The following is a 14,234-nucleotide window of genomic DNA, read 5'->3' on the forward strand; positions in this document are numbered from 1 at the left end:
TCAGCGCCGGGCGAGACTCGTGGGCGATTCCGCCGACCCGACACGGTCGCCCGTCGATCCGGTGGGGATCGAGGCGGCGGGGGTTCCGCGGCTGAAGGCGGTGCCGTCGCGCCCGAGGCTCTCGCCATGGGCGAACAGGGCCTTCATGTAATCCTGGTCGAAGGGTGCCGAGCTGGTGCGCGTGAACCGGTTGTCGATCTCGGCCACCTCGAGATCGAGGCCGTTGCGTTCGGCGAAACGCTCCGTGAGAGCGAGCGCCGCGCGGGTCTGCGCCTTGATCGCGGCGGACATCGCCCGGCCGAGCACGCTCAGGGTCGTGCGTGTGGCCATCTGGAAGTCCGGTGTCACCGTGTTGTTGACCACGAGGTAGACCGTTCTCGTGGGAAGCCTCACCTTGGCCTTGCCGAGGATCGCGGCTTCCGGCGCCAGGTAGAACGGCGCGGTGGTGCCGCCATCCGCATGCATCTCCTGGAAGCGCTTCCCGCCCGTACCGACCACGTCGAGCATCACCGGCGGGAACACGCCCGGCACCGCCGAGGAGGCGAGGATGATCGAGCGAAACAGGTCGAGCGCCTTCGGGCTGCCCTCGGAGGCGATGGCGCCCATGTCCCACAGGACCGGGCGCTCGCTGTCCACGGCGGTGGTCGCCACCAGCAGGCGCCGTCCCTTGGCGTGCTCGGCGGCGATGTCGGCGAGGAGCTTGCCCGTCACCATCCGGTCGATCCGGCGCTTGAGCGGCCAGGTATCGGTGAGCGCCTCATTGGTGCCGCCGAACTCGAACACGTCGGCGGCTGAGATCTCGGTATAGGCCCGCGCCAGCGTCGCATCGGCGCTGGAGCCGAGGAAGGCGAAGGGCGCGATCATCGCCCCCGTGCTCACCCCGGTGATGATTCCGAAATCGGGCCGGTCGCCGGCCTTCGACCAGCCGTTGAGGAGGCCGGCGGCGAAGGCCCCGTTCTCGCCGCCACCCGACAGGACAAGCCACGGATCGGCCGCCGCGCTCGCCCCGTCGATGAGGCTCTGGAATGCCTTGGTGTCGTCGGCCGCGATCCGTAGCTGGCCCTTCAGGCCGTCGGGCCGGGCCTCGGCGGCGTCACCGGCCGTGAACGGCACGCGCTCGGATGCTCTGGCGGGCGATGCCTTGGAGGAGTCCCTGGGAGAAGCGGTTCTCGCCGGAGCGCCCGCATGGGCCGGAGCGGCTTCGCCCGGCGCGGCGACGCTCAGCATCGCGACGAGGCCGGCAGCGTAGAGGAGACCGTGTCGGGTCGATGATCCGGACATGAGAGAGTGTCCTTGATGAGTCTCGAAACGCCCGCCTCTGTTGCGAGAACCCGGCCTGTACCTGCCGGTTCCTACCCGCTGCACGGGCCCCTGCGTCGAACATGCGCCAGCGCACGTCGTTGGGAAAGTGGTCTTCGCCTCGAACCCGCCTTTACGTGGGGGGTAACCTTGACTAACCGCTTCGAGGCTAGAGCCTCACCCCGAAAAGTCCGACCCGAGTTTTCGGCAAAGATGATGCGCCCTGAACATCCTACGGCATCGTCCTGAATACGATATCCAGAGCGATGACCCAGTCCGACGATCGATCGACACACGGAGCCCGAGACCCCATGAAATTGCCGCGCCGCTTCTTCCAGCCCCTCGCCACTGGCGCCCCGGCCCCGTTCCGTGACCTGCCGGTGAAGCTCGAGCGGATGATCCACTTCGTGCCGCCTCACAACGACAAGGTCCGCGCCCGTGTGCCGGACCTCGCCGCCACCGTGGACGTAGTGCTCGGCAACCTCGAGGACGCCGTGCCGGTCGACCAGAAGGAGGCGGCCCGCAAGGGCTTCGTCGCCATGGCGCAGGCGACCGATTTCGCCGCGTCCGGCACAGGCCTGTGGACCCGCATCAACGCCCTCAACAGCCCCTGGATTCTCGACGACCTGTTCGAGATCGTGTCCCAGGTCGGGGACAAGCTCGACGTGGTGATGGTGCCCAAGGTCGAGGGTCCGTGGGACATCCACTACATCGACCAGCTGCTGGCCCAGCTCGAAGCGAAGCACGGCGTCGGCAAGCCGATCCTCGTCCACGCCATCCTGGAGACGGCCGAGGGCGTCGCCAACGTGGACGCCATCGCCTCCGCCTCCCCGCGCATGCACGGTATGAGCCTCGGCCCCGCCGATCTCGCTGCCTCCCGCGGCATGAAGACCACCCGCGTCGGCGGCGGCCACCCGGATTACCGTGTCATCGCCGACCCGACGAGCGACGGCGCCGCTCGGGCCAGCGCCCAGCAGGACCTTTGGCACTACACCATCGCCAAGATGGTCGATGCCTGCATGGCCAACGGCCTCAAGGCCTTCTACGGCCCGTTCGGCGACTTCTCGGACGGGGATGCCTGCGAGGCCCAGTTCCGCAACGCCTTCCTCATGGGCTGCGCCGGCGCCTGGACCCTGCACCCGAACCAAGTCGCCATCGCCAAGCGCGTCTTCGCCCCCGATCCGGCGGAGGTCGCCTTCGCGGTGCGGATCGTCGAGGCGATGCCGGACGGCACCGGTGCGGTGATGCTCGACGGCAAGATGCAGGACGACGCCACCTGGAAGCAGGCCAAGGTCATCGTCGACCTCGCCCGGCTGGTGGCCGAGAAGGACCCGGAGCTCGCCAAGACCTACGGCCTGAAGTGACCTCTGGCCCGAACTGAGATGGCCTCCCCTGGCTCCCCTTCTCCCCGCACGCGGGGAGAAGGGCTTCATGCCCCCTCGTCGGGGCATGAAGCGAGGCGGCAGCCGACGGTGAGGGGGCGGCTCAGGCACAGCCTCGTTCGTTCGCCCCCCCTCACCGCCGCTTCCCGCAGCCACGGATCCCGAAGCGATCGGCCGGATGCCGTCCGGGATCTGCAGACCGGGACGGCACCTTGCGATGCGGCGTGGCAACGCCGCCGATGACAACCTGTCCGACGCATCCTATTTTGGCGTCATGACCGATCTCTCTCCCACCGGAACCCAGACGCGCACCGCCAAGTTCGGCCTCGGCGCCGTGGTGCGCCACCGGATCTACCCGTTTCGCGGCGTCGTCTTCGACGTGGACCCGATCTTCGACAACACCGAGGAATGGTGGCTGGCGATCCCCGAGGAGGTCCGGCCGCGCAAGGACCAGCCGTTCTACCACCTCCTCGCCGAGAACGCGGAGAGCGAGTACGTGGCCTACGTCTCCGAACAGAACCTCGTTCCCGATACATCCGGCGAGGCCCTGCGCCATGCCGGGATTCCGGAGGTGTTCGAGCGGGATTCGGACGGCGCCTACCGTCTCCGGAGCGCGCACGCGAACTGAGTGCGGGACGGGTCCCCCACGGCATGGGGCGCCGTCGTCGAATGTGCGCATGAAAAAGGCCGGGCGACGAGCCCGGCCTTTTTTCATGTTCGGATCGAGGCCAGGAGACGGTCTCAGGGCTTCGGAGCGGCACTTCCGGCAGCGGTACCGGCGGCGTTCTGCTTTTCCAGGTTCTTGCGCATGTCTTCGCTGCGCTTCTCGAGCTCGGCCTGGAGCTTCTTCTGCTGCTCTTCCAGCACCTTCGGGTCCACGGCCGGGCCGTCGAAGGCCTTGCCGAAGCCGGCCAGCGGCACGGCGAAGGTCACCTCGCGCTGGGCCTGGTTCTGGACGCTGATGTTGAGGGTGGTACCCTTCTTCAGCGCGTTCACGAGGTCGTTACCGACATTGCCGGCTTCGGCGAAGCAGCCGTTGGGGAAGCACACGGCGAACTTGCCCGGGGTCGCCTGCTGGCCATCGACGGTGAAGCGGATGCCGGGGCCGAGGAGCAGGCCGAGCGGCAGCAGGTAGCGCACCACGCGCACGCTCTGCTGGGCGTTCTTCATGTCGTAGACCGCCACGGCGAGGACGGGCTGGCCCTGGTCGGAGACGAAGTCGCGGGTTGTGTAGCAGACGTCGGTGCTGGTGTTCTGGTCCTTGCCGCACACCTTGGTCCAGTCGGCCTGGGACGGCTCGGACTTCACGTTGACGATCTGCGGGCCGGCCGGCTGCTGGGCGGCCGGGGTCTGGGTGGCCGGAGCCGCCGGTGCCGGGGCGGCCGGAGCGGGCGCCTTGCCCTTCGGCGCCTGGGCGAAGGCCGGTGCCGCCAAGCCCGTATTGCCCATCATGCCGGCCAGGGCGAGAATCGCGGCGGCGCGCATCGGGCGCGCGGGACGGTTGGCAAAGAACATCAGCTCTGACCCCTTGGATATCGCGAATGACGAAGGAATGCTGCGGCTCTCGAGCCCAGCAAGGCGTTTCCTGAACTCGATGGTGCGGATCGAAACCCGCGGACGGTGTTCGGTCGAGCCCTCGCCGCCCTGGTCCGCGCGGTCAAGCCCTCGGCGCGCGCAAATTGCCCGTTCCCGGAGCTTGGATGGCCAACCTGGCCCGCCAAGGCGCCGGACGGGGCGCTCAACGCCTCGAACCCGCTCGAACGACCGGGCGGCCTGCTTCCCTGCGGAATGCGGCGAAGACATGACACCTGTCTCGTCCGGAGGAGCGCGATCGTCCCCGTTCGGCCTCCTCGACACGGATCGGTTTAAGCAAGGTTTAACCCTAATCGTCCATGACCGGAGGGCACGAGGAGTCGATGCGCGCGGGGAGTTGAGCGGAGGTGTCGGCGCAGCCAGCGATCATGTCCTTTCGTGACGCCCTCCCCGTCCCCGTACCGGCGGACAGCCCCGTCGCGCCGAGCCAGCGCTCGGAAACGGCCAGGCCCGGCCTGTGCACCTTGCTGGCGGCGACCGCCCATGCCGATCCCGGCCGGGTCGCCTTCGTGGATCCGAAGGACAAGGCAGGCTGGTCCGGGCGCGGCCCCATCACCTGGACCTATGGGGCCGCCGCCGAGATCGTCGCGCGCCTCGCCAACGGAATGCGACAATGGCGCCTGGCTCCGGCGAGCCGGGTCGGCCTCATCGCCGCCGCCGGGTCCGAGACCCTGCTGTCCTACCTCGCCATCGAGGCCGCGGGCCACATTCCCTGCCTCCTGCCCCAGGCATGGGACGAGGATGCCCTGGTCTCCGGCATCCAGGCCGCCGGCATCCAGGCCGTGCTCACCCAGTCCCGGGTCGCGGGAAAGCTTCCGGCCGAGTGCCTGCGCCAGGTGGCGGTACGCTATTTCGGCCTGCGCTACCTCGCGGCTTTCGGGCCGGACGTGCCCGACGGCGTCATCAGCCTCGACGGCATGGTCCTCGACGGACGCGGCGGCCCCTTCGCACCGGAGAGCGCCGGGCTCGTCACCTTCGCCGCCGCCGATCCCGCGCAGCCGGTCTATCGTCCCGCCGACGCGCTGATCGCCACCATCGCCGTCCATCTCGCCACGGCCCGGGTCGCCCCCCGCGAGCGCATCCTGACCCTCCTCGCTCCCGTCGACCTGAGGGGGCTCGTCACCGGTCTCGGTGCCGCCCTCGTGGCGGGGGCCGGCCTGGAAATGGTCGGGCCGTTCGATGCCGGCCGCTTCGCCGAAGCGCTGGGCCGGCCAGGCCCGACCCATCTCGTCGCGCCGGCCGCCCTCGAACGCAATTTGGCCGCGAGCCGCAGCCCGGACGGACTCGAATCCATCGTCCTGGCCCATCGGTTACCGACCCGCCTTCACGCCCGGCTGCTGGCGCCGGCCTCCGTCCATGCTCCGCGACGGGTGGTCGATGTCCTCGCCTTCGACGAGACGGCGCTCCTCACCGCCTCGCGAGCCGACGGGGATCTCGCCCACTTCCTTGCGGATGCTCACCCGCTGGCGCCGTTTCCGGCCCTGCTCGATATCGCGCGGGACGAGGACGGGCGATTCGCGTTCCGGGGTCGCGCCTCCGGGGCCAGCCCATTGCAGCGCGGAATTCCGCCGGGAAAAACCGCCGATCTCTGGAATGCCGTGCCTTTCGCGGCAAAAATATTTGCCGGCCGAGCAACCGAGATCGTCCGCTGCTGATCGTCCCGGCTTCGGGTTTTGCCCGAAATCCACCGCTTTCGAGGAATGGTGAGCGGCCATCGCAAAAGGCCAAGATTCAGTGTGCTTGGAAAATAAAATCTGCGTGTGAAAGCAGTTTCTTATAGTGATCGGCTGACGTCATGTGTGAAGGCTGGCAAGCGCGCGACGTCGCCGTCCGACCCCGGGACATCGGCCGGGTAGCCGCAGTAATTTCGCCCCACAGCCGGCGAACCATCCGGGTTGACGTGTGTTATCGCACAGGTCCCTTCCCAAGGGGCGATTGATGGGCTAACCCTGACAGTCATGAGTGCGCTGCAACAAGTGTTGGTCGTCGATGATGGTCACCGCGCCATCGATCACTCCCTCGCCGCCGAGCTTGCCGAGCTGGGTTATGCGAGCGTTACCGCATCCCTCGAGGCCGCCGACGACGTTCTCGCCGTCATCGCCCGCCCCGCGGCCATCCTCCTTCAGACCTCGTCCCGCCTCGACCCGGCCTATGCCATGCTCTCGGAGCGCCTGCGCGAGCAGATGCAGCAGGCGGGCATCCCCGTGATCGTCATCGACGGTGTGACGGGGCGTGGCGGCGGTTCCGCGATCGACTTGCAGAGCCGCATCGGGCCTTACGTCCTGAACCAGCCGGATCTCTGACACCGACGATGAACAGGTCGTCGTAGGCGACTGAGCGAGATCGAGAATTTACATGCGAGGCGGGCCGTTGGGCCCGCCTTTTTTCGTGGTCCGGTGCGATGCCGTTCAGGCCGCCTTCTTCTTCGTGGCGCGGGCGATCTTCGACAATTCGCGAAGGATCGAGGTCGTGATCTTGAGGCGCTCGGGGATGGAATCGAGCTCGCGGATGAACACGATGCTCATGTCCGGGCGGACCTTGGCGAAGGAGGCCTGACCGCCGACGAAGGCCACCAGTCCCTGCGGATTGGCGAACGACTTGTCGCGGAAATGCACGACGACGCCCTTCGGCCCGGCCTCGACCTTCTCCACGTTGGTGTCGCGGCACAGGATCTTGATCGTGACGATCTTGAGGAGCTGCTCCACCTCCGGCGGCAGCGGTCCGAACCGGTCGATGAGCTCGGCGCCGAAGCTCTCCATCTCGGCATCGTTCTCCAGGGTGGAGAGCCGGCGATAGAGGCCGAGGCGGACGGTAAGGTCCTCGACGTAATCCTCCGGGATCGTGACCGGGGCGCCGAGCGCGATGGTGGGCGACCACGCCTCCTCCACCGGCTCCTCGATGCCGGCCTTGAGGGCCGTGACGGCATCCTCCAGCATCTGCTGGTAGAGCTCGTAGCCGACCTCCTTGATATGGCCGGACTGGGCATCGCCGAGGAGGTTGCCGGCGCCGCGAATGTCGAGATCGTGGGAGGCGAGCTGGAAGCCCGCCCCCAGGGTGTCGAGGGTCTGAAGCACCTGGAGGCGCTTCTCGGCCTGTACGGTGAGCTGCTTGTTGGCCGGGGTCGTAAACAGGGCGTAGGCGCGGGCCTTGGCGCGCCCGACGCGGCCGCGGAGCTGGTAGAGCTGGGCGAGGCCGAACATGTCGGCCCGGTGCACGATGAGCGTGTTGGCGGTGGGGATGTCGAGGCCGGATTCGACGATGGTGGTGGAGAGCAGGACGTCGAACTTGCCCTCGTAGAACGCGGTCATCACGTCCTCGAGCTGGCCCGCCGCCATCTGGCCATGGGCCACCGCAACCTTGGTCTCGGGCATCTCGGTGTCGAGGAAGCGCTTCACCTCCGCCAGGTCCTCGATGCGCGGCACCACGTAGAAGGACTGGCCGCCGCGATAGCGCTCGCGCAGCAGGGCCTCGCGGATCATCAGCGCGTCGAACGGGATCACGAAGGTGCGCACGGCGAGGCGGTCCACCGGCGGCGTCGCGATGATCGAGAGCTCGCGCACCCCGGTCATGGCGAGCTGGAGCGTGCGCGGGATCGGGGTCGCCGACAGGGTCAGCACGTGGACATCGGCCTGGAGCGCCTTGAGGCGCTCCTTGTGGGCCACGCCGAAATGCTGCTCCTCGTCGACGATGATCAGGCCGAGATCCTTGAACGCCACGTTCTTGGCGAGGAGCGCATGGGTCCCGACCACGATGTCGACGGTCCCGGCGGCCAGCCCCGCGCGGTTCTGCTTCATCTCGGCGGCGGAGACGAAGCGCGACAGGTGCGCCACCTGCACCGGCAGCCCTTTGAAGCGCTCGGCGAAGGTCCGGTAATGCTGGCGCGCCAGCAGGGTGGTGGGCACCACCACCGCCACCTGTTTGCCGCCCATGGCGCCCGCGAAGGCAGCGCGCAGGGCCACCTCGGTCTTGCCGAAGCCGACATCGCCGCAAACGAGGCGGTCCATCGGGCGGCCGGCATTGAGGTCGGAGAGGACGGCATCGATGGCCGTGGCCTGGTCCTCGGTCTCCTCGAAGACGAAGCGGGCGGCGAACTCGCCGTAGAGCCCATCCGGGGCCTGGAGGCGGGGTGCCTGGCGCACGAAGCGCTCGGCCGCGATCTTGATGAGCTGGCCGGCCATCTCCAGGATGCGCTTCTTCATCTTGGCCTTGCGGGCCTGCCAGGCACCGCCGCCGAGACGATCGAGGGCGACCTCCGCATCCTCCGAGCCGTAGCGGGTCAGAAGCTCGATGTTCTCCACCGGCAGCAGCAGCAGGCCGCCGGCATACTGGATCTCCAGGCAATCGTGCGGCGCGCCCGCCGCCGTCACCGTCTTGAGGCCGACGAACCGGCCGATGCCGTGATCGGCATGGACCACGAGATCGCCGGGCTGTAGCGCCTGAACCTCCAGGATGATGTCCTGTGGCCGTTTCGACTTGCGCTTCTGGCGCACCAGCCGGTCGCCGAGGATGTCGCCTTCCGAGATGACCGCGAGCTTGTCGACGATGAACCCGGAATCGAGCCCCCACACCGCCACCGCCATGTCGGTGCCGCGCTTCAGGGCGTTCACCGCCGTGAGGGTGTTGATGGAGACCGGCTTCTTCAGGCCGTGATCGGTGAGCACGCCACAGAGCCGGTCGCGCGAGCCGTCGGACCAGGATGCGAGGATCACATGATGACCGGATCCCTGGAGTTCCTTCACATGCGCGACGGCGGCGTCGAACACGCTGGCCGTCTCGTCCGCCCGCTCGGCGGCGAAGCTGCGGCCCGCCTTGCCCTCGCAATCGATGGTGAGGCGGTCCGGGCTTTCCGGCACCGCGAAGGGCGAGAGCCGGGCGACGGAGGCGGCGGCGACCCGCTCCTTCCAGTCGTTCTGCGTCAGGTAGAGGGAGGACGGCCTGAGCGGCTTGTAGGGCGCGACGCCGGTGGAGGGCGTCTTCATCGCCTCGGCGCGGGCGTCGTAATAATCGCGGATCAGGGTGAGGCGCTCGGCGACCGCCTCTTCCGCCTGCGCGTCGAAGACCAGCGGCACGCCCGGCACGTAGTCGAACAGGGTGTCGAGATGGTCGTAGAACAGCGGCATCCAGTGCTCGAGTCCGGCATAGCGCCGTCCCTCGCTGATCGTTTCGTAGAGCCGGTCGTCGCGGGTCGCCGCGCCGAATGTGGAGATGTAGCCCTGGCGGAAGCGCCGGATCGTCTCCGTGGTCAGTTGCACCTCGCTCATCGGAACGAGGTCGAGGGAGCGGAGCGAGCCCACCGTGCGCTGGGTCTCCGGGTCGAAGGCGCGGATCGATTCCAGGGTATCGCCGAAGAAGTCGAGGCGGATCGGGTTCGGCAGGCCCGGCGGCGACAGGTCGAGAATGCCGCCGCGCACGGCGTATTCGCCCGTCTCGCGCACCGTCCCCGTGCGCAGGAAGCCGTTGGCCTCGACCCAGGCGGTGACGGTGTCCATCGGCACCACGTTGCCGATCGCCGCTGAGAAGGTCTCCACCGCGATCTTCTCTCTGGGAGGCACCCTCTGGATCAGGGCGTTGACGGTAGTGCAGAGGATGCGCGGCTGTTCCTCGGAGGAGCGCGAGCGCGAGAGCCGCGACAGCGCGGTCATCCGCTGGGCGGCGATGGCGGCGTTCGGAGAGACCCGGTCGTAGGGCTGGCAGTCCCAGGCCGGGATGCTCATCACCTCGATCTCGGGGGCGACGAATTTCAGCCCGGTCTGGAACGCGTTCGAGCGCCCGGAATCACGGGCCACATGCACCAGCACCGCCGGCCCCTCGAAACTCCGCGACAGGGCGCGGGCGAGATCGGCCACCACCACCGCGTCGAACCCTTCGGGCACGTTGGCGAGCGTCGGACTGTCGCCGCGCTTCAGCGCCTCCAGCGCACGGGCGAGGGCACCGGATTTCGGCAGGGCGAACCGCGCCGTCTGCGGCTTTGGAGCGGGAGCGGGCGCTTTGGGCTGGGGCTTGGCCATCGGGTCGGGGTTTCGAACTCATGGGAAAGTGTGACGCGACGCGCCTCCCTCCCCCCTGTGGGGAGGGACCGAGGGTGGGGGTGGTTGGGTGACAATCCAACTGCGGAGGCGAGCGGCGCTACCCCCACCTCCAACTCCTCCCCACAAGGGGGAGGAGAGCCCCGCATCGCCTGGACCGCTAGTGAATCGGCGCGTCGTGCTTATGGAACGCCTGGAGGCGGCGGTATACCGGCGTGTCGTAATTCTGCGGCGTCTCGTCCTCGCCGGTGAGCCAGCGGAACAGGTCGCGGTCGGGCACTTCGATCAGGGCCTCGAAGGTGGTCAGCTCCTCATCGCTCAGCGTGCCGATCTCCGCATCGGCGAAACGGCCCATGATCAGGTCCATCTCGCGCATGCCGCGATGCCAGGCGCGGAAGAGGGTGCGGCGGCGGCGCGGATCGAGATCCGCGCTGGTGCGGGTGGTTCCGGACATGGGGTCAGCCTGTGATGCTGCGATCCTGGGATCCCCGGATCGGTGGAGTGGTCGGATCGCACGAGGTTCAGCGCAGGCCTTTTCAGCGCAGCCCTCGCGCAAGCGTGACGATTGCGCCCACGATGACGATGGTCTGGAATCCGATAGCCGACAGGACCCATTTGAGAATGTCGTATTTCGACTCCGCGATCTCGGTCTTGAGGTCGGATTTCGTCACCAACGTCGACAGATCGGTTTCCCGCGTCTCGCGAAGGACGCCAGTCACGGCCTCCGCCTGGTCGTCCGAGAACCCGGCGGCTTTCAGCTTCCGGGCGATGGCGAGAGTATCGAGGGCGATCGTGGCCATGGTGCGTGCGCCGGAATTCCATGCCGCAATGTCCACAACGGGACCGGCTTCCCAAATATGGCCGATCCCGACAGAGTTGCAACGCCGCCGGACCATATCGTCACGCGCGGCGGCAGCGGCAAAGAGATCGTTGCCCGGCTCGGTCCCCGCATTCTATGCCGGTCTCATGCTCTCTCCTCCGGACATGACGGATACGCGAGGTCCGGCACTGTCATCCCGCCTTCGGGTGTCTTCCGTCCCGCATCCAGACGAGGGATGGTCGCTTCGCCCATGACAGACGAACCCCGCTCGACGAACCTGCGCCCCAGCATCCTCGATCCGCTCTTCGCCCAGGCCCGGACCCTCCCCGGCGTCGGGCCGAAGATGGCGCCGCTGATCGAGCGGCTCCTCGGCACGCCCGAGCAGCCCGCGCGGATCGTCGATCTCCTGTTCCACCTGCCCCAGGGCGGGGTGGCGCGCACGATGATGGGCTCCATCGCCGAGGCGCCGCCGGGCGAGCCCGTGACGCTGGGCGTCACGGTCACCGGCTATCGCCCGCCCCAGGCCGGGACGGGGCGGCGCCCGTTCCGGGTCCTGGTGGAGGACGGCACCGGCGACATCACCCTCGTCTTCTTCGGCATGCCGCAGGCCCGCGTGGAGAAGATGCTGCCGCTCGGCGCCCATCGCTACATTTCCGGCCGGATCGACCTGTGGGACGGGCACCGGCAGATGGTGCATCCGTCGCGGATCGTGGACGAGGCGGGGCTCGCCGCCCTGCCCGCCGTCGAGCTCGTCTACGGCGCCACCGAGGGCCTGACCTCGCGGGCGATCTCGAAACTGGCGCATTCCGCCCTCGACCGGCTGCCGACCCTCCCTGAATGGCAGGATCCGGCCTGGCTCGCGCGGGAGGGGCTGCCGGGCTTCGCCGACGCGCTCAGGGCCGAGCATCGGCCCGAGGCCGCGCCGCCGGCACCGGCGAGCGACGGCATCACGCCCCGCCCCCCGGCGCGGCGGCGGCTCGCCTATGACGAACTCCTCGCCTCGCAGCTGGCGCTGGCCCTGATGCGCGCCCGCAACCGCCGCGCGCCCGGCCGGGCCAATGCCGGGGACGGGCACCTCAAGGACCGGATCGAAGCCGCCCTGCCCTTCGCGCTCACCGGCGCCCAGGCCCGGGCCGTCGAGGAGATCCGCGCCGACCTCGCCTCCGACCGGCGCATGCTGCGCCTGCTCCAGGGCGATGTCGGCTCGGGGAAGACGGCAGTGGCGCTGCTGGCCATGGCCTCGGCTGTGGAGGTCGGCCGGCAGGCGGCGCTGATGGCGCCCACCGAGATCCTGGCGCGCCAGCATTTCGAGCGCCTGACGGGGCTGGTCGGTTCGCTGCGTCTACGCCTCCTCACCGGGCGCGACAAGGTTTCGGAGCGCCGAGCGACGCTCGCCGACCTCGCCGATGGCCATATCGATATCGTGGTCGGCACCCATGCCCTGTTCCAGGACAGCGTGATCTTCAAGGATCTCGGCGTCGCCGTGGTGGACGAGCAGCATCGGTTCGGCGTCCATCAGCGCCTCGCGCTCGGCGCCAAGGGGGCGGCGGTGGACATCCTGGTGATGACCGCGACGCCGATCCCCCGCACCCTGGCGCTGACCTGCTTCGGCGACATGGACGTCTCGGTCCTGGACGAGAAGCCGGCCGGCCGCCAAGCCATCGCCACGCGCCTCGTCTCCATCGACCGGCTCGACGAGGTGGTGATGGGGCTCGGCCGGGCGCTTGCCGCCGGGGACAGGGTCTACTGGATCTGCCCGCTGGTGGCGGAATCCGAATATGTCGACCTCGCCGCCGCCGAGGACCGCTTCGCCGACCTGCGGCAGGAATTCGGTGACGCCGTCGGGCTGATCCACGGCAAGATGCCGGGGCCGGACAAGGATGCCGCCATGGAGCGGTTCGCCGCCGGCGAGACGAAGATCCTGGTCTCCACCACGGTGGTGGAGGTGGGCGTCGACGTGCCGGAGGCGACGATCATGGTGATCGAGCATGCCGAGCGCTTCGGTCTCGCGCAATTGCACCAGCTGCGCGGTCGGGTCGGGCGCGGGGCCAAGGCTTCGACCTGCCTGCTGCTCTATCGCGGGCCGCTGGGACAGGTCTCCCGTGCCCGCCTCGAAATGATGCGCGAGACCGATGACGGCTTCCGCATCGCCGAGGAGGATCTGCGCCTGCGCGGCGAGGGGGAGGTGCTGGGCACCCGGCAATCGGGCGCGGCTGCCTTCCGCCTCGCGAATCTAGAGAGCGATGCCAGCCTGCTCGAAGTGGCCCGTGATGATGCCAGGCTCATCGTCGAGCGCGATCCCGGCCTCAGATCCGAGCGTGGCAGGGCACTCCGGGTGCTGCTCTACCTGTTCGAACGGGACGCGGCGATTCGGTTGCTCGGAGCCGGCTGAACGAGCCCCGCGCCAAACCTGAACGCATCGCCACAAAAGCGACGAATCGACCCCCGATGACGTCTGCGCAGTTCAGCTTCACGAACCATGGCACCGCAGCCGCAGAACGCCGGAAATCCCTTATCTTTTAAAGGGTAGGCTGACTTCCGGACCTCTTTCCCCGAGCCGTTGTGCGGTGCCGCACGGACTTCCTGAACTTGAAATGAACGTATTCTCCCCTTAACTGAACATGAACGAACAGCCCGCCAGACTGGGCTGCCACACAGAATTCAGGAGGATGGATATGTCTGCCGGACTGTTCCAAAACCTACCGGGTGCCCATGAAATGGGGAGCGTCCACGCCCTTCCGAGCGAGCCTTGGCTGCTTCCGATCTCGGATGGCAAGGAGCCCGCGCTGAAGACGACGGACGATGTCCTCCTCGCGGTCCGTCAATCCGCCCGCCCCTTCCAGATCGCGGCGAATGCCCTGATGGTCCTGCTCTTGGTGGCCGTCACTGCCCAGATCGCCATGGGCTGGGGTGGTTCCACCATTGCCCCGCACGCCAACAGCCATGTCGCCGATGCCTCGCCGCCGACGCTGCCCATCGAGAAGGCCTCGATGACGGTCCACAACTAGGCGCGTTCGAGCAGGGCTCCCGAAAGGCGAATTCGCTGTTCGGGAGATGTGCGTCGGGTCGACGTCCCTGCCCAAAGACTTGCACCGGCAGCCCTGCATGGGCGAG

General features: G+C 68.3%; 11 protein-coding genes. 6 read left to right on the top strand and 5 right to left on the bottom strand.

What is annotated here, in order from left to right; genetic code table 11:
• On the bottom strand, window positions 1-1,281 hold the full coding sequence (locus tag A3OM_RS0110430; protein ID WP_018043702.1) for a patatin-like phospholipase family protein: 1,281 nt from the start codon (window positions 1,279-1,281) through the stop codon (window positions 1-3).
• Between the two features lie 329 nt (window positions 1,282-1,610).
• Between A3OM_RS0110430 and A3OM_RS0110435 the strand changes: the two genes are divergently transcribed.
• Window positions 1,611-2,663, top strand: a complete 1,053-nt coding sequence (locus A3OM_RS0110435; RefSeq protein WP_018043703.1) for a CoA ester lyase — start codon at window positions 1,611-1,613, stop codon at window positions 2,661-2,663.
• 292 nt (window positions 2,664-2,955) lie between these two features.
• Entirely contained in the window at window positions 2,956-3,309 is a 354-nt protein-coding gene (hspQ, locus tag A3OM_RS0110440; RefSeq protein WP_026175917.1) for a heat shock protein HspQ, read from the top strand.
• 113 nt (window positions 3,310-3,422) lie between these two features.
• Here the strand turns inward: hspQ and A3OM_RS0110445 are convergent, their stop codons facing one another.
• A complete protein-coding gene (locus A3OM_RS0110445; RefSeq protein WP_018043705.1) occupies window positions 3,423-4,196 on the bottom strand; it encodes an invasion associated locus B family protein in 774 nt (257 codons plus the stop codon).
• Window positions 4,197-4,642: 446 nt separating this feature from the next.
• Between A3OM_RS0110445 and A3OM_RS0110450 the strand changes: the two genes are divergently transcribed.
• Both A3OM_RS0110450 and A3OM_RS0110455 read left to right on the top strand, forming a co-directional pair.
• Window positions 4,643-5,929: an AMP-binding protein gene (locus A3OM_RS0110450; RefSeq protein WP_081612738.1), complete on the top strand. Its 1,287-nt coding sequence runs from the start codon at window positions 4,643-4,645 to the stop codon at window positions 5,927-5,929.
• Between the two features lie 303 nt (window positions 5,930-6,232).
• On the top strand, window positions 6,233-6,577 hold the full coding sequence (locus A3OM_RS0110455; protein WP_018043707.1) for a hypothetical protein: 345 nt from the start codon (window positions 6,233-6,235) through the stop codon (window positions 6,575-6,577).
• Between the two features lie 105 nt (window positions 6,578-6,682).
• Here the strand turns inward: A3OM_RS0110455 and mfd are convergent, their stop codons facing one another.
• The 3 genes from mfd to A3OM_RS0110470 form a co-directional block, all read right to left on the bottom strand.
• Window positions 6,683-10,282 (bottom strand): transcription-repair coupling factor, encoded by a 3,600-nt coding sequence (mfd, locus tag A3OM_RS0110460; RefSeq protein WP_018043708.1) that lies wholly within the window; start codon window positions 10,280-10,282, stop codon window positions 6,683-6,685.
• A 178-nt stretch (window positions 10,283-10,460) separates the two neighbouring features.
• Window positions 10,461-10,754 (bottom strand): succinate dehydrogenase assembly factor 2, encoded by a 294-nt coding sequence (locus A3OM_RS0110465; RefSeq protein WP_018043709.1) that lies wholly within the window; start codon window positions 10,752-10,754, stop codon window positions 10,461-10,463.
• Window positions 10,755-10,836: 82 nt separating this feature from the next.
• Complete coding sequence (locus tag A3OM_RS0110470; RefSeq protein ID WP_018043710.1) at window positions 10,837-11,100, bottom strand: hypothetical protein; 264 nt, start codon at window positions 11,098-11,100, stop codon at window positions 10,837-10,839.
• A 270-nt stretch (window positions 11,101-11,370) separates the two neighbouring features.
• Here A3OM_RS0110470 and recG point away from each other — a divergent pair, with 270 nt between their 5' ends.
• The gene (gene recG, locus A3OM_RS0110475) at window positions 11,371-13,512 is read left to right on the top strand and encodes an ATP-dependent DNA helicase RecG (RefSeq protein WP_026175919.1); all 2,142 of its coding nucleotides are present in this window, start codon (window positions 11,371-11,373) and stop codon (window positions 13,510-13,512) included.
• Window positions 13,513-13,795: 283 nt separating this feature from the next.
• The gene (locus A3OM_RS0110480) at window positions 13,796-14,128 is read left to right on the top strand and encodes a hypothetical protein (RefSeq protein ID WP_026175920.1); all 333 of its coding nucleotides are present in this window, start codon (window positions 13,796-13,798) and stop codon (window positions 14,126-14,128) included.
• The last annotated feature ends 106 nt before the right edge of the window (window positions 14,129-14,234 follow it).

The sequence above is a fragment of the Methylobacterium sp. 88A genome, assembly GCF_000376345.1.
GTDB classification, from domain to species: domain Bacteria; phylum Pseudomonadota; class Alphaproteobacteria; order Rhizobiales; family Beijerinckiaceae; genus Methylobacterium; species Methylobacterium bullatum.